General features: G+C 69.9%; 14 protein-coding genes. 6 read left to right on the plus strand and 8 right to left on the minus strand.

The features are described from left to right. Positions 1-22: 22 nt before the first annotated feature. On the minus strand, positions 23-3,568 hold the full coding sequence (dnaE, locus tag ACFUN8_RS30550) for a DNA polymerase III subunit alpha (RefSeq protein WP_383644616.1): 3,546 nt from the start codon (positions 3,566-3,568) through the stop codon (positions 23-25). Between the two features lie 273 nt (positions 3,569-3,841). Between dnaE and ACFUN8_RS30555 the strand changes: the two genes are divergently transcribed. From ACFUN8_RS30555 to ACFUN8_RS30570, 4 genes are all read left to right on the plus strand, one after another. Next, a complete protein-coding gene (locus tag ACFUN8_RS30555; protein ID WP_382568514.1) occupies positions 3,842-5,176 on the plus strand; it encodes a DUF2252 domain-containing protein in 1,335 nt (444 codons plus the stop codon). Between the two features lie 92 nt (positions 5,177-5,268). After that, positions 5,269-5,961 (plus strand): hypothetical protein, encoded by a 693-nt coding sequence (locus ACFUN8_RS30560; protein WP_383644619.1) that lies wholly within the window; start codon positions 5,269-5,271, stop codon positions 5,959-5,961. Between the two features lie 105 nt (positions 5,962-6,066). Then, positions 6,067-6,882, plus strand: a complete 816-nt coding sequence (locus tag ACFUN8_RS30565; protein ID WP_383644622.1) for a DsbA family protein — start codon at positions 6,067-6,069, stop codon at positions 6,880-6,882. A gap of 77 nt (positions 6,883-6,959) precedes the next feature. Next, positions 6,960-8,507, plus strand: coding sequence for a serine/threonine-protein kinase (locus ACFUN8_RS30570; protein ID WP_383644625.1), 1,548 nt, complete (start codon positions 6,960-6,962; stop codon positions 8,505-8,507). 19 nt (positions 8,508-8,526) lie between these two features. Here ACFUN8_RS30570 and ACFUN8_RS30575 read toward each other — a convergent pair whose 3' ends face one another. After that, positions 8,527-9,144 (minus strand): dienelactone hydrolase family protein, encoded by a 618-nt coding sequence (locus ACFUN8_RS30575; RefSeq protein ID WP_383644649.1) that lies wholly within the window; start codon positions 9,142-9,144, stop codon positions 8,527-8,529. A gap of 8 nt (positions 9,145-9,152) precedes the next feature. On the opposite strand from ACFUN8_RS30575, the gene ACFUN8_RS30580 reads away from it, so the two are divergent. Then, complete coding sequence (locus tag ACFUN8_RS30580) at positions 9,153-10,298, plus strand: mechanosensitive ion channel family protein (protein ID WP_383644629.1); 1,146 nt, start codon at positions 9,153-9,155, stop codon at positions 10,296-10,298. A gap of 83 nt (positions 10,299-10,381) precedes the next feature. Here ACFUN8_RS30580 and ACFUN8_RS30585 read toward each other — a convergent pair whose 3' ends face one another. From ACFUN8_RS30585 to ACFUN8_RS30610, 6 genes are all read right to left on the minus strand, one after another. Continuing rightward, positions 10,382-11,968 (minus strand): Na+/H+ antiporter, encoded by a 1,587-nt coding sequence (locus tag ACFUN8_RS30585; RefSeq protein ID WP_383644652.1) that lies wholly within the window; start codon positions 11,966-11,968, stop codon positions 10,382-10,384. Between the two features lie 144 nt (positions 11,969-12,112). Further along, the gene (locus tag ACFUN8_RS30590) at positions 12,113-13,180 is read right to left on the minus strand and encodes a glycoside hydrolase family 5 protein (RefSeq protein WP_383644632.1); all 1,068 of its coding nucleotides are present in this window, start codon (positions 13,178-13,180) and stop codon (positions 12,113-12,115) included. A 210-nt stretch (positions 13,181-13,390) separates the two neighbouring features. Further along, the gene (locus tag ACFUN8_RS30595; RefSeq protein ID WP_383644635.1) at positions 13,391-13,909 is read right to left on the minus strand and encodes a GNAT family N-acetyltransferase; all 519 of its coding nucleotides are present in this window, start codon (positions 13,907-13,909) and stop codon (positions 13,391-13,393) included. Continuing rightward, the gene (locus ACFUN8_RS30600) at positions 13,906-14,850 is read right to left on the minus strand and encodes an RluA family pseudouridine synthase (RefSeq protein ID WP_383644637.1); all 945 of its coding nucleotides are present in this window, start codon (positions 14,848-14,850) and stop codon (positions 13,906-13,908) included. The genes ACFUN8_RS30595 and ACFUN8_RS30600 overlap by 4 nt, the downstream gene beginning before the upstream one ends. A gap of 68 nt (positions 14,851-14,918) precedes the next feature. Continuing rightward, the gene (gene lspA, locus ACFUN8_RS30605) at positions 14,919-15,479 is read right to left on the minus strand and encodes a signal peptidase II (protein WP_383644640.1); all 561 of its coding nucleotides are present in this window, start codon (positions 15,477-15,479) and stop codon (positions 14,919-14,921) included. Between the two features lie 58 nt (positions 15,480-15,537). Beyond that, positions 15,538-16,338, minus strand: a complete 801-nt coding sequence (locus ACFUN8_RS30610) for a TraR/DksA family transcriptional regulator (RefSeq protein WP_383644643.1) — start codon at positions 16,336-16,338, stop codon at positions 15,538-15,540. A 608-nt stretch (positions 16,339-16,946) separates the two neighbouring features. Between ACFUN8_RS30610 and ileS the strand changes: the two genes are divergently transcribed. Then, positions 16,947-20,105, plus strand: a complete 3,159-nt coding sequence (gene ileS / locus ACFUN8_RS30615) for an isoleucine--tRNA ligase (RefSeq protein WP_383644646.1) — start codon at positions 16,947-16,949, stop codon at positions 20,103-20,105. Positions 20,106-20,920: the final 815 nt, after the last annotated feature.

Raw genomic sequence — 20,920 nt, forward strand, 5'->3', positions numbered from 1 at the left:
CCGCGTAGGTCCACGCCTGCGGCTATCCCGCCAGGCAGGCCGGTCCGAGCAGCACCTTCAAGTCGCCGAACAGCGCCGGGTCGGGCTGCACCCGGTGCCGGTCGAGCCGCAGGACGGTGGTCTTGCGCGCGCCCTGAAGTTTGATCCGCACCTCGGAGTTGCCCCGGTGGTGGCTGAGGATCTCGCCGAGCCTGCTGACCATGGGCGGGGTGAGCTTCACGGTGGGGATGGTGATGGTGACCGGCGCGTTGGTCCCGGCGGACGACAGGTCGGGGACCTGGAGTTCCATCGCGACAAGACGCGGGATGTCCTCGCGCTTGTCGAGGCGGCCCTTGACGAAGACGACGGTGTCCTCGACCAGTTGGGTGGAGACGAGCTGATACGTCGCGGGGAAGAACATGCACTCGATCGAGCCCGCCAGGTCCTCCACGGTGGCGATGGCCCACGCGTTGCCCTGCTTGGTCATCTTCCGCTGGAGGCCGGAGATGATGCCGCCGATCGTGACCACCGCGCCGTCGGAGTGCTCGCCGCCGGTGAGCTGCGAGATCGCCGCGTCGGACTTGTCGGAGAGCACGTGCTCGATACCGAAGAGCGGGTGGTCGGAGACGTACAGGCCGAGCATCTCGCGCTCCTGCGCGAGCAGATACGACTTGTCCCACTCGATGTCGGAGAATTCGACGTCGAGGCCGAAGCCCGGCTCGGAGGAGGCGTCGTCGCTGTCGCCCATGCCGCCGAAGAGGTCGAACTGCCCCTCCGCCTCCTTGCGCTTGACCTGTACGACGTTGTCGATCATCGGCTCGTGGTGCGCGACCAGCCCCTTGCGGGTGTGGCCCATCTCGTCGAAGGCGCCCGCCTTGATGAGGGATTCGACGGTGCGCTTGTTGCAGACGACCGCCTCGACCTTGTCGAGGAAGTCGGGGAACGTGGCGTACTTCCCCTTCGCCTTGCGCGACCGGATGATCGAATCGACCACGTTCGTGCCGACGTTCCGGACCGCCGTCAGTCCGAAGAGAATGACGTCGTCGCCCTGCGCGGCGAAGTTCGCGACCGACTCGTTCACATTCGGCGGCAGCACCTTGATGCCCATCCGGCGGCACTCGTTGAGATAGACCGCCGACTTGTCCTTGTCGTCCTTCACCGAGGTCAGCAGCGCGGCCATGTATTCGGCGGGGTAATTCGCCTTGAGATACGCGGTCCAGTAGGTGACGAGTCCGTACGCGGAGGAGTGCGCCTTGTTGAACGCGTATCCCGCGAACGGGACCAGTACGTCCCAGAGCGCCTTGATGGCCTCGTCAGAGAAGTTGTTCTTCTTGGCACCGGCCTGGAACAGGACGAAGTTCTTCGCCAGTTCGTCGGCCTTCTTCTTGCCCATCACCCGGCGGAGGATGTCCGCCTCGCCGAGTGAGTAGCCGGCGATGATCTGCGCGGCCTTCTGTACCTGCTCCTGATACACGATCAGGCCGTGGGTGAGACCGAGGACCTCCTTGAGAGGCTCCTCCAACTCCGGGTGGATCGGGGTGATCTCCTGCTGCCCGTTCTTGCGCAGCGCGTAGTTCGTGTGCGAGTTCATGCCCATCGGGCCCGGCCGGTACAGGGCCGACACGGCGGAAATGTCCTCGAAGTTGTCGGGCTTCATCAGCCGCAGCAGCGAGCGCATCGGGCCGCCGTCGAACTGGAAGACACCGAGCGTGTCACCCCGGCACAGCAGTTCGTACGTCTTGGGGTCGTCCAACGGCAGGGACAGCAGGTCGAGATCGATGTCCTTGTTGGCCTTCACCATCTTGACGGCGTCGTCCATGATGGTCAGATTTCGCAGACCCAGGAAGTCCATCTTCAGCAGGCCGAGCGACTCGCACTGCGGATAGTCCCACTGCGTGATCGTGACACCGTCGGTGTGCCTGACCCAGACCGGCACATGGTCGGTGATCGTCTCGCTGGACATGATCACGCCGGCCGCGTGCACACCCATCTGCCGCACCAGACCCTCGACACCCTTCGCGGTGTCGATGACCTTCTTCACGTCCGGCTCGTTCTCGTACATCCCCCGGATCTCGCCCGCCTCGCTGTAGCGCGGGTGCTTGGGGTCGGTGATGCCGTTGAGGTCGATGCCCTTGCCGAGGACGTCCGCCGGCATCGCCTTGGTGAGGCGGTCCCCCATCGCGTACGGGTAACCCAGCACACGGGCCGAGTCCTTGATGGCGTTCTTCGCCTTGATCTTTCCGTAGGTGCCGATCATGGCGACCTTGTCGGCGCCGTACTTCTCGGTCACATACCGGATGACCTCACCGCGCCGACGCTCGTCGAAGTCGATGTCGACATCCGGCATGGAGATGCGCTCGGGGTTGAGGAACCGCTCGAAGATCAGGCCGTGTTCGATCGGGTCGAGGTCGGTGATGCCCATCGCGTACGAGACGATCGAGCCGGCCGCGGAGCCTCGGCCGGGGCCGACCGCGATGCCGTTGTTCTTGGCCCACATGATGAAGTCCGCGACGACCAGGAAGTACCCCGGGAACCCCATCTCGATGATGATGCCCATCTCGTACTCGACCTGCTTCTGGCGGTCCTCCGGGATGCCGTTCGGGAATCGCCTGGCCATCCCCCGCATGGTCTCCTCGCGGAACCAGGTGACCTCGGTGAAGCCGTCGGGAATGTCGAACTTCGGCATCAGGTTCCGCTCCTGGAACCAGCCCTCCGTATCGATCTGCTGCGCCACCAGAAGCGTGTTCGCACACCCCTCCTGCCACGCGTCCGACGAATCGACCGCATACATCTCATCCGTCGACTTCAGGTAATAACCCGTCCCGTCGAACCGGAACCGGTCCGGATCCGACAGATTCTTACCCGTCTGAATACACAGCAACGCATCATGCGCCGTCGCCTCGTTCGCATACGTGTAATGCGAGTCGTTCGTCACCAGCGGCGGAATCCCCAGCTTCTTCCCCACCTCCAGCAACCCGTCCCGCACCCGCCGCTCGATCTCGATACCGTGATCCATCAACTCCAGGAAATACCGGTCCTTACCGAAAATATCCTGGTAGTCCGAAGCCGCCTGCACCGCCTCGTCGAACTGCCCCAGCCGCAGCCGCGTCTGCAACTCACCCGACGGACACCCCGTCGACGCGATCAGACCCTCCGACCACTTCGCGATCGTCTCCCGGTCCATCCGCGGCCACTTCGTCAGCCACCCCTCCGCATACGCGTCCGACGACAACCGGAACAGATTGTGCAGCCCCGTCTTGTCGGCCGCCCAGATCGTCTTGTGCGTATAACCACCCGAACCGGAGACGTCATCACGCTTCTGATGCGGCTGCCCCCACTGCACCTTCCGCTTGTTCCGCCGCGACTCCGGCGCCACATACGCCTCGATACCGATGATCGGCGTCACATCCGCCTTCTTCGCCTGATGGAAGAAGTCGTACGCACCATGAAGATTCCCATGGTCCGTCATCGCGATATGAGACATCCCCATCTCATTGCACGCCTTGAACATGTCCCCCAACCGCGCCGCACCATCCAGCAGCGAATACTGAGTGTGGACATGCAGATGCGTGAACGGCGGCTTGGTCACGGCTGAGGCCTCCAGCGAAACGAGCGGACGAGCGAGGGCTGCCCTGGGGGGGGACAGCGTCGAAGTCTACGACCGCCCACTGACAATCCGAGCGACGTCCGCGTCCGTCCCCGACGCCGTCGGACCGGGGCCCACGAACCTCCCGGTCGGCGAGCGCCGGACGGGCACGCACCGGTACGTTCGTGCGTTGCCAGTACTGACGGCGCCGTCGCCCGAGGCGGGTGGCGTGTCAGTTCATCCGCCCAGTTCGTCATGTTCCAGGAGGCACCACCGATGTCGGTCCCGCGCCCGGTCGAAGCCGTTGACCAGCAGCGAGGGGAGGAGATCCTCGACGTGTTCGGCACCGCCTTCGGTGCCCTGCTCGCCGCGGATCCGGCGGCCTTCCAGGTCAAGTTCCGCAAGATGGCCGCCTCCGCCTTCGCCTTCTACCGAGGCACGGCGTGCCTGTTCTACAACGACCTGGCGCGGGAGCAGCACGCCGGTCCGTACGTGGACGAGCGCACCGGCCGGGTCTGGATCCACGGCGATCTGCACGCCGAGAACTTCGGCACGTACATGGACGCGAACGGCCGGCTGATCTTCAACGTCAACGACTTCGACGAGGCGTATGTAGGACCGTTCACCTGGGACCTCAAGCGGCTGGCCGCCTCCCTGGCGCTGATCGGCTACACGAAGGCTCTCAGCGACGACCAGATCAGCGAGCTGGTCCGGATCTACGCCGCCGCCTACCGCGAGCGGATCCACGCGCTGGCCACGGGCGCGAAGAACGACGAGGTGCCGCCCTTCACGCTGGACACGGCGACCGGCCCGCTGCTGGACGCGCTGCGGGACGCCCGCTCGCTGACCCGCTTCGCGCTGCTCGACTCGATGACCGAGATCCGTGACTTCGAGCGCCGCTTCGCGCCGGGCGGCGGCTCCATCGAGCTGGACGCCGCCACCCGCTACAAGGTCCTGGCGGCCTTCGACGGCTATCTGGAGACCCTGCCGGAGTCCAGCCTGACCCGCCCCGACTCGTACCGGGTGAAGGACGTGGTGGGGCGGCGCGGCATCGGTATCGGCTCGGCGGGCCTGCCCTCGTACAACATCCTTCTGGAGGGCAACAGCGACGCCCTGGAGAACGACGTCGTGATCTACCTCAAGCAGGCGCAGACGCCGGCCGTCTCCCGGCACATCACCGACGAGCAGGTGCGCGGCTACTTCCAGCACGAGGGCCACCGCACCGTGATCTCGCAGCGCGCGCTCCAGGCGCACGCCGACCCGTGGCTCGGCTGGACCGAGCTGGACGGCGCGGGCCAGCTGGTCGCCGAGGTCTCCCCGTACGCGGTCGATCTGGACTGGTCGGACCTGGACGACCCCGCCGAGATCGCCGTCGTCGTCGCCGACCTCGGCCGGGCGACGGCCACGATGCACGGAGCGGCGGACGACGAGAGCGGCCACTCGCTGGTGCCCTTCTCCACGGAGCGCGCCATCGACGCGGCGATCGCGGCCGACGAGGAGGGCTTCTCCGAGCTGCTGGTGGAGTTCGCCCACGGCTACGGAGCGCGGGCCCGCGCGGACCACCAGATCTTCGTGGACCTCTTCCGCAACGGACAGCTCGGCGGCAGCTGAGCCGGCCCGGAAGCCCCGCCCCGGCCTGATCGGGCCCATGCCCCGGCGACCTTAAGGACCCCTTACAGGCTCTCGTGGCACACTCGGCGACGATGGACATATCGGCGGCACGGCTCAGAGCGCTGCGGGCGGCATTGTTCACGGCACTGGCCGTGACGCTGTCCGCCGGTTCGCACGTGCTGCTGTCGCGGGCCCCGCTGCCGCTGTCCGTCGTCGCCGTCCTGTGCGCCGTCGTGTTCCCTGTCTCGTACGCCCTCGCGGGCCGCGAGCGGGGCTTCTGGCGTATCGCGGCCCTGCTCGTCCCGCTGGAGCTGGCCGCGGACACCATCTTCACCACCGGCCAGAACGTCTGTTACGGCCCCGCGGGCGGACCCGTCGCCGGATCGCTGCGCTCCGTCGGCTTCGACGTCCTGTGCGGCGGCAGCTTCGGCTCCCCGCTGCCCGGCGTCTCGTCGGTCGCCTCGCCCGAGAGCGCGACGGCCACCCTGCTGGGCTCCCCCGATCCCGCGCTCCCGTGGCTGCTCCTCGCCACGCATGTCGCGATCGGTCTGCTCGCCGCGCTCTGGCTGCGCCGGGGCGAGGCCGCCCTGGCGGGCCTGGTACGGGCGATCGCCGGCTTCGCCTTCCGGCCGCTGCTGGTCGCGGTCGCCGTGGCCGGCACGGTCCGCCGTACGGTACGGCGCTTCCCGCGCCCCGCCGCCCACCCGCGCGCCTCCCGTACGCGCCTGTTCGCGCACTCCGTCGGACGACGGGGACCACCTCGCTCGGCCCTTCTCCCGGCCTGAGCCCCACGCCGGCAGCCGCTTCCGGCCGCCGTCGGTCCCCCGCGTATCGGCGCACACCCCTTCGCGCCCGCGCGTCTCGTTCGACCCCACACGGAGTGACCCACCATGAGCGCACGCAACAGCAACGCCAACAAGGCAGCCGCCCGCGAGCGGCTGCGCGAGGAGCGCGAGCGGCAGGCGAAGAAGGACCGGGCCCGCCGCCAGCTCGTCGTCGCCGGATCCACCGTCGCGATCCTGGCGATCGCCGGGGGTGTCGGCTTCGCCGTCGTCCAGGCGAACAAGCCCTCGCACTGGGAGGCGGCCAAGGACGCCAAGACCGTCACCGCCCCGAAGAACACCTCCGGCACGAACGGCACGACCGTCGTCATCGGCAAGCCCGAGGCGAAGAAGACGCTGGAGCTGTACGAGGACTCCCGCTGCCCGATCTGCGCGACGTTCGAGCAGAAAGTCGGCGCCACGATCCAGAAGGACGTCGACGCGGGCAAGTACAAGATCAAGTACATCGGCGCCACGTTCATCGACAACTCTGACAACGGCGAGGGCTCGAAGAACGCCCTCTCCGCGCTGGGTGCCGCGCTCGACGTGAGCCCGGAGGCGTTCTCGGCGTACAAGACCGCGCTCTACTCGGCGGCGAACCACCCCTCGGAGAGCGACGACAAGTTCGCCGACGACAGCACGCTGATCAAGATCGCCGACTCGGTGAACGAGCTCAAGGGCAACGCGGCGTTCCAGAGGAACGTCGAGAGCGGCACGTTCGACGCCTGGGCGATGAAGATGTCGGCGACGTTCGACAACAGCAGCGTGGAGGGTACCCCGACGCTCCGGATGGACGGCAGGACGGTCACCGCGGAGGGCAGCGAGAACGCACCGCAGACCGTCCCGGAGTACACCGCGGCGATCACCAAGGCGCTCGCGGGGTGACGGCGCGGCGTCACCGTGGGGCAACCAGGAGGTAACAGCGTGCGGGCCGCCCCTCCGTGGCCCGTACGCTGACCCGCATGACCGGGGGCGACGCGAACAGGATCATCGACGGGCGGTTCGAGCTGCTGGAGCGGCTCGGCAGCGGCGGCATGGGCACGGTGTGGCGGGCACGCGACGCCGTGCTCCACCGCGAGGTGGCCTTGAAGGAAGTACGGTCCCCCGACCCCGCGTTGACGGCCGCCACGCCCCGCACCGCGCACGTGCTGCGCGAGCGGGTACTGCGCGAGGCACGGGCGTTGGCGCGGATCAGCCACCCGCACGTGGTGACGATCCATCACATCGTGGACGTGGACCCGCATCCGTGGATCGTCATGGAGCTGCTGCCCGGCGACACGCTCCAGGACCGGCTCGCGCGGGGCGCGTTGCGTCCCGTGGACGCGGCCAGGATCGGCCGCCAGGTGCTGTCCGGACTGCGGGCCGCCCACGCGGTCGGCATCCAGCACCGCGACGTGAAGCCGGCCAACGTCATGCTGCGCGAGGACGGCGGCGCGGTGCTCACGGACTTCGGCATCGCGGCCCTCCAGGGTTCGACGTCACTCACGGCGACCGGCGAACTGGTCGGCTCACCCGAGTACTTCGCCCCGGAGCGCATCCGCGGCCACGACGACGACCCCGTGTCCGACCTGTGGTCACTGGGGGTGATGCTGTACGTCTGTGTGGAGGGCGTCAGTCCGCTGCGCCGGGCGACGACCCTGGCGACGCTCGCCGCCGTACTGGACGAGCCGGTGCCGCCGCCCGTACGGTCCGGGCCGCTCGCCCCCGTACTGAACGCGCTGCTGGTACGCGACCCGGCCGCGCGGCCCGACGCCGCCCGGCTGGATCTGATGCTGGGCCAGGTCGAGTCGGGCACCACGCCGCACTGGGCGCTGCCGACCCTGACCGACACCGTGTCGCCGGCCCCGCCCGCCGACGCACGCCCGGTGACGGACGGCGAGGCGGCCACCACGCGGCGGGAGTCGGCCGCCCCCGCGCGGAGCGGCCGTACGCCGATGGTCGTCGCCGCCGTCGCCGTGGCCGTCGCGCTCGTGGCGGCGACAGCGCTGGCCTACGCCCTCCGGAACGACGGGGGCTCGCCGTCCGACGAGGGAAAGGGCGGGACAAGCGGTCCCTCCGTCCGGGCGTCGACGAAGGCGCCGGGCCCTGACGCGACGACACCGGCCCCGGACACGGACAACACCGGCACCGGCACCGACGGCAGCACCGGCGACGACGAACCGTCCGGCGACGACCTGACCGGCAACTGGGTCGCGCAGCTGGCCTCCACGGAGAAGTCCGCGGGCGCCGGCGCCCGCGACAAGCAGGCGGCGGCCCTGCGCGGCAAGGGCATCACCAACGCCCGGTATCTGGACAGCGACGACCACGCCTCGCTCAAGGCGGGCTACTGGATGTTCTACGTCTCCGGCTTCGGCAGCGGCTCGCACGCCGTCGCCTGGTGCCGCACCCGGGGCCTCGACTCGAACAGCACCTGTGTGGGCCGCTACATCAGCGACGACGCGAACGACCGGCAGTATCTCTGCAGCCCGACGCCGGACGGCGGCACCAAGGGCCGCTGCACCCGCGACTGAACGACGGCCGCACAGAGGTCTACGGCTGATCGCCCAGGGACTCGATGAAGGCCAGCCCCGTGCGCCAGGTCTGCTCGGCGGCCGTCTCGTCGTAGTCCGGCAGATCCGGGTCGGTGTACAGATGGCCCACACCCCGGTACCGGTAGATCTCCACGTCCGCCCCGACCTCCCGCATCCGCAGGTACCAGGCGTTCAGCCAGTCGTGCGGCTCGGACACGTCCGGGTCGGCGACATGCAGTTGTACGGGCAGGTCGTCCACCGACGCGTTCTCGGCGATATCGGACGTGCCGTGCATCAGCAGCAGCCCGCGGGCCTTCGAGTCCCCCAGCGCCAGCGTCTGCGCGACGGATCCTCCGAAGGAGAATCCCGCGTACACCAGCCCGCGCTCCGAGTAGGGCGCCACGGCGAGGACGGCGCGCCTCAGCAGTTCGTCGGAGCCGATCTTGTCCTTGAGGTCCCTGCCCTCCTCGGAGGTCTCGGCGGTTTGGCCCTCGAAGAGGTCGGGCACGTGCACGTGGTGTCCGGCAGCGCGCAGCCGTTCGGCCCCCGCGTGCACCGCCGGGCGCAGCCCGTGGACCGAATGAAAGAGAACGACGTCCATCCGCCCATCCTGCCAGGTGGGCCCCCTCGTCCGAATCCGGAGCCATGGAGAACGTACTGCGACCGTTGACCGTGCTGGGTGGCGCTGTCGTCCTGACGCTGCTGCTCGGCTGGGTCGTCGACCTGCTGCTGCGCCGCGCTGACGGCCGGCACCCGGAAACCCCGCTGTGGGGACTGCTGCGGCGCTGCCGGCTGCCGCTCCAGGTCGTCGTCCTCACCGCCCTGCTGCGCGCCACCTACCGCGAGACGGGGTGGTGGGTGGTCGAGAACCACCGGTCCGGTATCGGCCGCGCGCTGACGCTGATCCTGATCGGGGCCGGCGCCTGGCTGGTCGTACGCATCGTGTCGGCCGCCGTGGAGTCGACGTACGCCCGCTACGCGACCTCGGCCCGCGACCGGGCGAAGGTCCGCCGGGTCCGTACGCAGGTGACGCTGATCATGCGGATCGTGACGGCGGTGGTCGTCGTCGTCGCGGTCGCCGCGATCCTGCTCACCTTCCCCAGCATGAAGACGATCGGTACGTCGATGCTCGCCTCCGCGGGCATCATCGGCATCGTCGCCGGTGTCGCCGCGCAGTCCACGCTCGGCAATCTCTTCGCCGGCTTCCAGATCGCCTTCGGCGACATGGTGCGGATCGGCGACACGGTCGTGGTGGACGGCGAGTGGGGTGTGGTCGAGGAGGTCACGCTCACCTTCCTCGCCGTACGCACGTGGGACGAGCGCCGGATAACGATGCCGGTGTCGTACTTCACGAGCAAGCCGTTCGAGAACTGGTCGCGCGGCGGGATCCAGATGACCGGCACGGTCTTCCTCCAGCTCGACCACTCGGCGCCGGTGAGGCTGATGCGCGAGAAGCTGCACGAGATCCTGCGGGACTGCGCGGCCTGGGACGGCCGGGACTGGAGTCTGGCCGTCACGGACACCACCCCGAGCACCATCGAGGTGCGGGCCGTCGTCACGGCGAAGGACGCGGACGACATCTGGACGGCGCGCTGTACCGTGCGGGAGCAGTTGATCGCGTGGCTGGCCGAGGAGCATCCGTACGCGCTGCCGCGGGTCGCGACCACCCAGGCCGCGGTGCTTCCGGCCGGCGGGCCGAACGGCGCCGTGGAGTACGTCGCACCGGACCACAAGCCCGATCCGGCGATCACCGAGAACGCCGACGGCGACCCGCGCACCGGCCGCGGCTGACCGGCGGCCGAAGCGGCGGCGGGCCGAAGAGACGCCGAAGAGACGCAAGGCCGAAGGACGTCGAAGCGCCGAGGCGGCCGCCGTCACCGCATGCTGCGTACGTCCAGATATCTGAGCACCCGGTCCACCACCTCCGGGTTCGCGTTCGGTTCGCTGCGCGCCGCGAGCACCTCGTGCCGGGCCGCCGACATCATCTCGCGCTGGATCCGCTGCATGGTCTTGACGCGTTGGCTGCGCTTGGCGAACCAGTCGCGGCGCTCGTCGTCCACCACGTCCGGGCTGATCCTCGCCCCGATGTCGAACGCACCGCGCGCCAGCCGCTCGCTCAGCTCCTCGGGCAGGTCCTCGACCTCCTCGATCTCCTTGAGGCGGCGCTTGGCGGCCCTCGCGGCGCGCACGGCCAGCTCGTGCTCGAAGCCGCGTTCGGCCTCGGTGTCGGCGCGTACGCCGAGGCGCTTCACCAGCCACGGCAGGGTGAGTCCCTGGAAGACGAGCGTCGTCATGATGACGGCGAAGGCGATGAAGATGATCACGTCACGGCCGGGGAAGGGCGCCCCGTCGTCGGTCTCCAGGGGGATGGCCAGTGCCAGCGCGACCGAGGCCACCCCGCGCATTCCGGCCCACCACATGACGACGGTCTCGCGCCAGCTGACCGGGATCTCCTCGTCGTAGTCCCGGATTTTGTGCAGCCGTTTGGTGACCCACACGGCGGGGAGCAGCCAGAGCAGCCGTACGCCGACGACCACCCCGACGACCGCGGCCGACCAGCCGAGTGTGGTCCCCAGGTGGCCCTCCGCCCGGCCGAAGGCGTTGTGGAGTTCGAGGCCGATGAGGCCGAAGGCGATGCCGGTGATGAGGATGTCGATGATCTCCCAGAAGGTGTTCCCGGCGAGCCGTCCCATCACGTCGTCGGCGTCGGCGGTGTGTTCGGCGAGGAAGAGCGCGGTGGTCAGGACGGCGAGGACGCCGGAGCCGTGCAGTTCCTCCGCGAGTACGTAGCTGACGAACGGCACCAGCAGGCTCAGACCGACCTGGAGGGGCGCGTCGCCGAGCAGTGCCATGAGCTTGTTGGAGAGCCAGGCGAGGGCGACTCCCACGATGACGGCGACCACGGCGGAGAGCACCAGCGTCCCGGCCGCGCTCGGCCAGGAGAAGGTGCCGCTGACCACCGCGGCGATGGCCACGTGGTAGAGCACGATGGCCGTGACGTCGTTGAACAGCCCCTCGCCCTCCAGGATGGAGACGAGCCGGCGGGGCAGTCCCAGTGACCCGGCGACGGCGGTCGCGGCGACCGGGTCGGGCGGTGCGACGAGGGCGCCGAGGACGAACGCGGCGGCGAGCGGGAGTCCGGGGACGACGGAGTTGGCCACGGTCGCCACCGCCGCCATGGTGACGAAGACCAGCGCCACGGCGAGCAGGAAGATCGGCCGCAGATTGGCGGTGAACTGCCGCCAGGAGGTGCGCTGTACGGCCGCGTACAGCAGGGGCGGCAGCAGCAGCGGAAGGATCAGGTCCGGCGGCACGTCGATGTTCGGTACGAAGGGCAGCAGCGCCAGGACGATCCCGAGGATGGTCATCAGCACGGGTGACGGCAGATTGAGCCGCTCCCCCAGCGGCACCGTCACCACGGCGCCCAGCAACAGCACGAGCAGCAGCGCCAACTGGGCCACGGGGCGCCCTCCGGAGTCGTGAGCCCTGACGATCAAGGCTCCTCAACCCTGCCACGGCCACCCGCGAAACCCATCGAGGCGCTGCTCCTCGCGGCCCGCTTCCGGACCGCGAGGAGACGTTTCGCCGGTACGCGCCGACGGCTGCTAACGGACCCGGTCCCGGATCCAGACGCCGGCCTCCTTGAGTACGCCGGTGCCCGAGAACTTGCCCGCGTTGCAGGAGCCTTCCTTGAAGACGGCTCCGGAGCGGTTGTCGTCGGAGTAGTTCCAGTTGGTCCAGGAGATGTTCTTGCGCTTCATCAGGTCGAGGAAGCGCTGCGACTGGCCGAAGTCGTTGGCGCCCTCGCCCGCGTAGTTCTGGGTGCCGAACTCCGTGACGAAGACGGGCAGTTTGTCCGACGCCCGGTCGAGCGCCGACAGGTACTCGTCCCGGTGCGACGCCGCGTAGAAGTGGAAGGTGTACATGATGTTGGAGGCCCTGACGGGGTTGTTCACGACCTCCTTCTCGTCGGCGCCGTCGGAGACGCCGAACGAGGACCAGGCGCGGGTGCCGACGAGGACGACCGCGTCGGGGTCCTGGGCCCGGATGACCGGAATGATCTTCTCGGCGTACGACTTGACGGTCGACCAGCTCACGTCGGACGGCTCGTTGGCGATCTCGTAGAGGACGCCGGGGCTGTCCTTGTACTTCACCGCCATGGCGGTGAAGAAGGTCTTCGCCCGTTCGAGGTTGAAGTTGGGGTCACCGGGGCTGAGCATGTGCCAGTCGATCACGGCGTACATCCCGCGCTTGTGCGCGCCGTCCACGAACTTCTGGGCGAGCGAGGTGAAGCGCGCCGGGTCGGTCTCGTAACCGCCCTCCTGTACGTATGTGGAGACGCGCAGCACGTCGGCCTGCCACTCGTTCGCGAGGACGTCGAGCGAGCCGTCGGTGACGCACTGGGAGTACCACTGGGTGCCGTGGGTGCTCATGCCGCGCAACTGGACGGCCTGGCCCTGGCTGTTGCAGAGCTTGGTGCCGCAGACCTTGAGCTGGCCGTTGTCGCTGATCGGGGAGGCGGCGCCGGTGGGTCCGGCGGTGCCCGTGGGTGCGGTGGCCGCGCCGGCCTGTACGGGGGACAGCATGGCGGTGACGACGCCGAGCGCGGAAAGGGCGAGGAGTGCCTTACGGCCGCGGCGTCCTCGGGCAGGGGACGCGGGGGACTTCGACATGGGGTGGTGCTCCCTTCGGGTGGGGTCCGGTACGGGAGTGCGACTGTCAGAGGCATGACAGCAAGTGAGTGAAAGTTAAGGTTCTTTCCAATCACCGTCAAGAGTGTTGGGAAAGTTTCCTAACGATTCGCCCGCAGAGGCTACCCCTGCTCATCCACCCGCCCCCGTCACCTCACAGCCCCGGCCTGCCCCGGCCCCCGCACGGCCCCGCTACAGCACACGCCGCATCCCCCGGTGCGGGATCCCCACGGAGTCGTACTCCGCGCCGTACGCCTGGTAGCCCAGCCGCTCGTAGAAGCCCAGCGCCCGCGTCTGCGCGTGCAGATCCACCACGAGCAGCCCGCGCTCCCGCGCCAGCTCCTCGACGGCCCTCACCAGCGCGACACCGATCCGAAGACCGCGCGCCTCCTCGACCACCGCGAGCCGGCCGAGCGCGCCCACCGTCGGATCACCGCCGGTCCGATCCGCCGCCTCCGGCCCGTGGAGCAGCCTCGACGTACCGAGCGGCAGCCCGTCGTCGCGCACCGCGAGCACATGCGCGGCGGCGGCGTCCAGGGCGTCGTGGGTGTCGAACTCAAGGTCGGCGGGCACCTGTTGCTCCACGACGAACACCCGCCTGCGGACCACGAAGCACGCCTCACGGTCGGCCGCGCCCGTGGCGGACCGGATCTCGTACGTCACGCCGTCGATCCCCGCGCCGGCCCGGGTCTCCCCCGCGCCGGCGGTCATACGTTGCTCTCGGCGCGCACCTTGTCCAGCGCGTTCTGCAGATCGTCCGGGTACGTGCTCTCGAACTCCACCCAGCGGCCGTCCGACGGGTGCTCGAACCCCAGCTTCATCGCGTGCAGCCACTGCCGGGTCAGCCCCAGCCGCTTGGCCAGCGTCGGGTCGGCGCCGTACGTCAGGTCGCCCACGCACGGGTGGCGGTGGGCCGCCATGTGCACCCGGATCTGGTGCGTGCGGCCCGTCTCCAGCTTGATGTCCAGCAGCGAGGCGGAGCGGAATGCCTCGATCAGGTCGTAGTGCGTGACCGACGGCTTGCCCTCGGCGGTCACGGCGAACTTGTAGTCGTGATTGGGGTGCCGCCCGATCGGGGCGTCGATGGTGCCGCTCATCGGGTCCGGATGGCCCTGCACCAGCGCGTGGTAGCGCTTGTCGACGATCCGCTCCTTGAACTGCGCCTTGAGCGAGGTGTACGCGCGCTCCGACTTGGCCACGGCCATCAGCCCGGAGGTGCCGACGTCCAGCCGGTGCACGACGCCCTGCCGCTCGGCGGCGCCGGACGTCGAGACGCGGTAGCCGGCGGCGGCGAGACCGCCGATGACGGTCGTGCCCGTCCAGCCGGGGCTCGGGTGCGCGGCCACGCCGACGGGCTTGACGACCACGACGATGTCGTCGTCGTCGTACACGATCTCCATGCCCTCGACCGGCTCGGCCACGAGACGCACGGGGGCGGCGGGCTCGGGCATCTCCACTTCGAGCCAGGCGCCGCCACGCACGCGTTCGGACTTGGCGACCACAGCGCCGTCGACCTGCACCTTCCCGGCGGCGGCCAGCTCGGCCGCCTTCGTACGGGAAAACCCGAACATGCGGGCGATGGCGGCGTCGACACGCTCGCCCTCAAGGCCATCGGGAACGGGCAGGGTGCGGATATCGGGAACGGTGCTCACCCGTCGAGTATGCCTTGCCCGCACCGCGCGACCGCCCACGGACAGCGGGCCCGGCCCCCAGGAGGGCGTCAGTCGCGGTGGACGGTCCCGTCGGGGTCGAGCCCGCGGAAGGACAGGATCACGATCAGGAAGCCGCCGCAGACGATCGCGGAATCGGCGAGGTTGAACACCGCGAAGTTCGCCGGCGCGATGAAGTCCACGACGGCGCCCTTGAACACACCCGGCTCACGGAAGATCCGGTCGGTGAGATTGCCGAGCGCCCCGCCGAGCAGCAGACCGAGCGCGACGGCCCACGGCCCGCTGTAGAGCTTGCGGGCCAGCCGCGCGATCACCACGATCACGGCCGCCGCGACGAACGTGAAGAAGACGGTGTACGCCTCGCCGATACCGAAGGCCGCGCCCGCGTTGCGCACCGCCTCGAACTTCAGCAGATCACCGACGACCTCGATGGGCTCGTGGTGCTCCAGCTTCGCCACCACGAGCATCTTGCTGCCGAGGTCGAGCAGATAGGCGACCAGTGCCACGGAGAAGAGCGCGACGATCTTGCGCCTTCCCCGAACCGGCCCGGCGGGAGCCGCGCCCTCGTCGTCAACATCTGGCGTACCGATGACGCGCTCCGCCTCTGCCACGTGAGTCCCTCAAGTTAGATCCCGACTAGGGACGAGGGTACGGCACACGCGTACGGTCTCAGCCGCGCCTTTCCTGCTTCTGCTTGTCCTCGACACAGAGCGTGGCCCGCGGGAACGCCTGCATCCTGGCCTTGCCGATCGGCTTGCCGCAGACCTCGCAGAGGCCGTACGTACCGGCGTCGAGGCGCAGCAGCGCCCGCTCCGTCTGCTCGACCATCTCGCGGGCGTTCGCGGCGAGGGACATCTCGTGTTCGCGGGTGATGTTCTTGGTGCCGGTGTCGGCGTCGTCGTCGCCCGCGCCGTCGCCGGAGTCCCGCATCAGTCCGACGAGCGCCTGCTCGGACGAGGCGATCTCGGCGTTGAGCCGGGCCGCCTCACTCTCCAGACCGGCCCGCGCCTCCGCGACCTCCTCCTCCGTCCACGGATCCTCGCCGGGCCGTACGGCCAGCTCCCCGGCCTGTGTGACGCCGCGCGCCGGGGGTACCGCGGTCGCCGTGGCGCCCGTGGCCGCCGCCGGCCTCTTACCCGCTGTCTTCTTCGCTGCCACCGTCTTGGCTCCCGTCTGTTCCGCGGCCTCGGCCGCCCCCTCGGCCGCGGACGCGGCCTTTTTCGCGGCCTTCTCGGCGGCAGCCTTCTTGGGAGGCGCCGTCTTCCCGGCCGCGGTCTTTTTCGCAGGTGCCTGGTGCTCCGGCTGGGCCACGGCGGTCTCCTCCGCGGCCGGTGCGTGCGTCGCCGGTGTCTCCCGCTCCGGTGCGTTCGTCGCCGACGTCTTCTTGGCGGCGGCCTTCTTGGCCGCCGGCTTCCTCACAGCCGCTTTCTTGGCCGCTGTCTTCTTCGCGGCGGTCTTCTTCGCCACCATGCCGCGGCCCCTTCACATTTTGTGATCTTGCACGCGAGTCGTGCTGGGACGATAAATCGACACCAGCCACGCGGCAACGGGGCACGCCGCCGGTGGGACCCGCCTCCGCCGGTGACAAGGCGAGCCTCCATCGGTTGTGCCCAGCTCCCCGCCCGGTAATCCGCCGCGGAGGCCGCTCGGAGAAGTCCGCGGGGCCCGCCGGACCATTCGGGTCAGCGGCGGGGCCGTACGCCGCACCGGCCGCTCCCCCGCCCCGCGGACGGCCCACGGGCCCCGCACCGGCCCGGAAAAAGCGGTCGGCCGCGCCTGTCGCCGCGCCGTACACTGGCCTCAGCGAGAGGCGTGGATGGGGACGAGTAGCTCCGAGAGCGGCCATGAGCGACCCGGGGACGGTGCGAGCCCGGGGGCACGGCGCGGAGCGAAGCATCACCCCGGAGCCGCCGGAAGAAAGCCCTGGCAGTACGCGGGGCCGTAGACCCGGCAGCGCGACCCCAATGAGGGGGCCGGGGGCGGCGACGCCCGGGGCCAAGGAGGGTGGTACCGCGGGAGCCGCAGGCTCTCGTCCCTCCGACGGAGATGCCGCAGTTCCGTTGGAGGAGTTTCAGCCCATGACGCCACCGCAGTACAGCCAGGTGCCCGCCCAGGTCGACCTGCCCGCGCTCGAACACGCCGTGCTCAGGTTCTGGCGCGAGAACAAGGTCTTCGACAAGAGCCTGGCACAGTCCGAGGGCCGCCCCGAGTGGGTCTTCTACGAAGGCCCGCCGACCGCCAACGGCATGCCCGGCGCGCATCACATCGAGGCCCGCGTCTTCAAGGACGTCTTCCCGCGCTTCCGTACGATGCGGGGCTACCACGTCGCGCGCAAGGCGGGCTGGGACTGTCACGGCCTGCCCGTGGAGATCGCCGTCGAGAAGGAACTCGGCTTCGCCGGCAAGCAGGACATCGAGAAGTACGGGATCGCGGAGTTCAACGAGAAGTGCCGCGAGTCGGTGACCCGGCACACCGACGCCTTCACCGAGCTGACGACCCGCATGGGCTACTGGGTCGATCTGGACGACGCGTACCAGACGATGAACCCGGAGTACATCGAGTCCGTCTGGTGGTCGCTGAAGGAGATCTTCAACAAGGGCCTGCTCGTCCAGGACCACCGCGTCGCCCCCTGGTGCCCGCGTGACCAGACGAGCCTCTCCGACCACGAGCTGGCGCAGGGCTACGAGACGATCGTCGACCCGTCGGTCTTCGTCCGCTTCCCGCTGACCTCCGGACCACTGGCGGGCGACGCGGCCCTCCTGGTCTGGACGACCACGCCCTGGACCCTGGTGTCCAACACGGCGGTGGCCGCGCACCCCGACGTCACGTACGTCGTCGCGACGAACGGCACCGAGAAGCTCGTCGTCGCCGAGCCGCTGCTGGAGAAGGCGCTCGGCGAGGACGGCTGGGAGCTGACCGGCGAGCGGTTCACCGGCCGCGAGATGGAGCGCTGGACGTACGAGCGCCCGTTCTCGCTCATCGAGTTCCCCGAGGGCTCGGAGGCGCACTACGTCGTCAACGCGGAGTACGTGACGACGGAGGACGGTACGGGTCTGGTCCACCAGTCCCCCGCGTTCGGCGCGGACGACCTGGTGGTCTGCAAGGCGTACGGCCTCCCGGTCGTCAACCCGGTCCGCCCCGACGGCACGTTCGAGGCGGACGTACCGCTGGTCGGCGGCGTCTTCTTCAAGAAGGCAGACGAGGCGCTCACCGCCGACCTGGCCGCGCGCGGGCTGCTGTTCCGTCATGTGCCGTACGAGCACAGCTATCCGCACTGCTGGCGCTGCCACACGGCGCTCCTCTACTACGCGCAGCCGTCCTGGTACATCCGGACAACCGCCGTCAAGGACCGCCTCCTTGAGGAGAACGAGAAGACCAACTGGTTCCCGGACTCGGTCAAGCACGGCCGGTACGGCGACTGGCTGAACAACAACGTCGACTGGTCCCTGTCCCGAAACCGCTACTGGGGTACACCGCTGCCCATCTGGCACTGCGAGGACGGGCACCTCACGTGCGTGGGCTCGCGCGCCGAACTCACCGAGCTGAGCGGCGAGGACCAGTCGTCGCTCGACCCGCACCGCCCGTTCATCGACGCGGTGACGTTCCCCTGCCCGATCTGCGGGGAGACCGCGACGCGCGTCCCCGAGGTCATCGACGCCTGGTACGACTCCGGTTCGATGCCGTTCGCGCAGTGGGGGTATCCGTACAAGAACAAGGACCTCTTCGAGAAGCGCTACCCCGCGCAGTTCATCTCGGAGGCCATCGACCAGACGCGTGGCTGGTTCTACACGCTGATGGCGGTGGGCACCCTCGTCTTCGACAAGTCGAGCTACGAGAACGTGGTCTGCCTCGGGCACATCCTCGCCGAGGACGGCCGGAAGATGTCCAAGCACCTGGGCAACATCCTCCAGCCCATCCCGCTGATGGACCAGCACGGCGCGGACGCGGTGCGGTGGTTCATGGCGGCGGGCGGCTCGCCGTGGGCGGCGCGGCGGGTCGGTGACACGACGATCCAGGAGGTCGTCCGCAAGACGCTGCTGACGTACTGGAACACGGTCGCCTTCCAGGCGCTGTACGCGCGCACGTCCGGCTGGGCACCGTCCGCGGCCGACCCGGCGCCGGCCGATCGGCCCGTGCTCGACCGCTGGCTGCTGAGCGAGCTGCACGCGCTGGTCGACCAGAGCACGAAGGCGATGGACGCGTACGACACGCAGCGGATCGGCAAGCTGCTGTCGGCGTTCGTCGACGACCTGTCCAACTGGTACGTACGCCGCTCCCGCCGCCGCTTCTGGCAGGGCGACAAGGCGGCGCTGCGCACGCTGCACGAGGTCGTCGAGACGGTCACCCGGCTGATGGCGCCCCTCACCCCGTTCATCACCGAGCGGGTCTGGCAGGACGTGGTCGTCCCGGTCACGCCGGAGGCGCCGGAGTCGGTGCACCTCTCGTCCTGGCCCGAGGCGGACCTGTCGGCGATCGACCCGGCGCTCTCCCGCCAGATGGCCCTGGTACGGCGGCTGGTGGAGCTGGGCCGGGCGACGCGGGCCGAGTCGGGCGTGAAGACGCGCCAACCGCTGTCCCGCGCGCTGGTCGCGGCGACGGGCTTCGAGACGCTGTCGCCGGAACTGCGCGCGCAGATCACCGAGGAGCTGAACGTCTCGTCGCTGGCGTCGCTCGCGGAAGTCGCCCCGGCGGGTGGCGGCTCGCTGGTCGACACGACGGCGAAGGCGAACTTCCGGGCGCTGGGCAAGCGGTTCGGCAAGGGGGTCCAGGCGGTGGCGAAGGCGGTCGCCGACACGGACGCGGCGGCGCTGTCGGCGGCGCTGCGGGACGGAACGGCGTCGGTCACGGTCGACGGCGAACCGGTCTCCCTCGCCCCGGACGAGGTGATCATCACGGAGACGCCCCGCGAGGGCTGGTCGGTCGCGTCCGACTCGGGCGCGACGGTGGCGCTGGACCTGGAGATCACGCCGGAACTGCGCCTCGCGGGCCTGGCCCGCGACGCGATCCGCCTGATCCAGGAGGCCCGCAAGAACAGCGGCCTGGACGTCGCGGACCGCATCGCGGTGCGCTGGTCCTCGTCCACGCCCGAGACGCACTCGGCCCTGTCGACCCACGCGTCGCTGATCTCGGACGAGGTCCTGGCGGTGGACTTCACCCCGTCGCCCCCGGACGCGACGTTCGGCCCACCGTTCACGGACGAGGGCCTGTCGCTGACGTTCCACCTGCGCAAGGTCTGACGGCGGGGGGGGCGGGACCGCTGCGCGGGCCTGCTCCCCAACCCCGCCCCTTCCCGAAACCGGGGGGCACCACCGGACCCCCAACGCCCTCGGCCCTGACGGGCCGGGGGCGCGCGGCGTTTGGGTGCGGGGCCTGTGTGACCTCGGCTGCCCGCCGCGATGCGGCGGTCAAACCCGTACCGGCGTGTGCCGCGCCACGGTCCCGTTCGCCGCCGGCAGACGGTAACGGGCCCCGGCCGTCAGGCCGGTAGCCACCGCCGCGCAGCGGCAAAGAGTCAAGGCCCGGCCCGCCAGGCCACGGGCCTCGGAGGCCGCGGCGGCCGCGCAGCGGCAACCCACACCAACCCCGGCCCGCCAGGGCCGAGGGCCTCAGTGGCCCCGGGGGCCCGCCCCCCGGGACCCCCCCCCCCAGCACCGCGGCAAACCGCAACAGCCCCGGCCCGCCAAGTCCGAGGACCCCTGAAGGTCCGGGGGCCCACCCCCGGCATCACCGCCCCGCCCGCCGCGGCAGCGGCCGAACCGCAACGACCCCGGCCGCCAAGGCCGTGAGCCTCAGGGCAGCCGGCGGCGGCCCGGGGCCCCCGCACCGCAGTAAACCGCAACAGCCCCGGCCCGCCAGGCCACGGGCCCCGGCGGCCGCGCAGCGGCAAAACCGCAACCGCGACGGCCGAGGTCCATTGGCGGCCAGCGGCCCGCCCCAACCGCCGCGCAGCGGCAAAGAGTCAAGGCCCGGCCCGCCAGGGCCGAGGGCCTCAGCGGGCCCGAGGGCCGCCCCAGTTTCACCCCCACCCCCGCACCGCGACAGAACCGCAACA

Source organism: Streptomyces sp. NPDC057307, assembly GCF_042667665.1.
Lineage (GTDB): Bacteria > Actinomycetota > Actinomycetes > Streptomycetales > Streptomycetaceae > Streptomyces.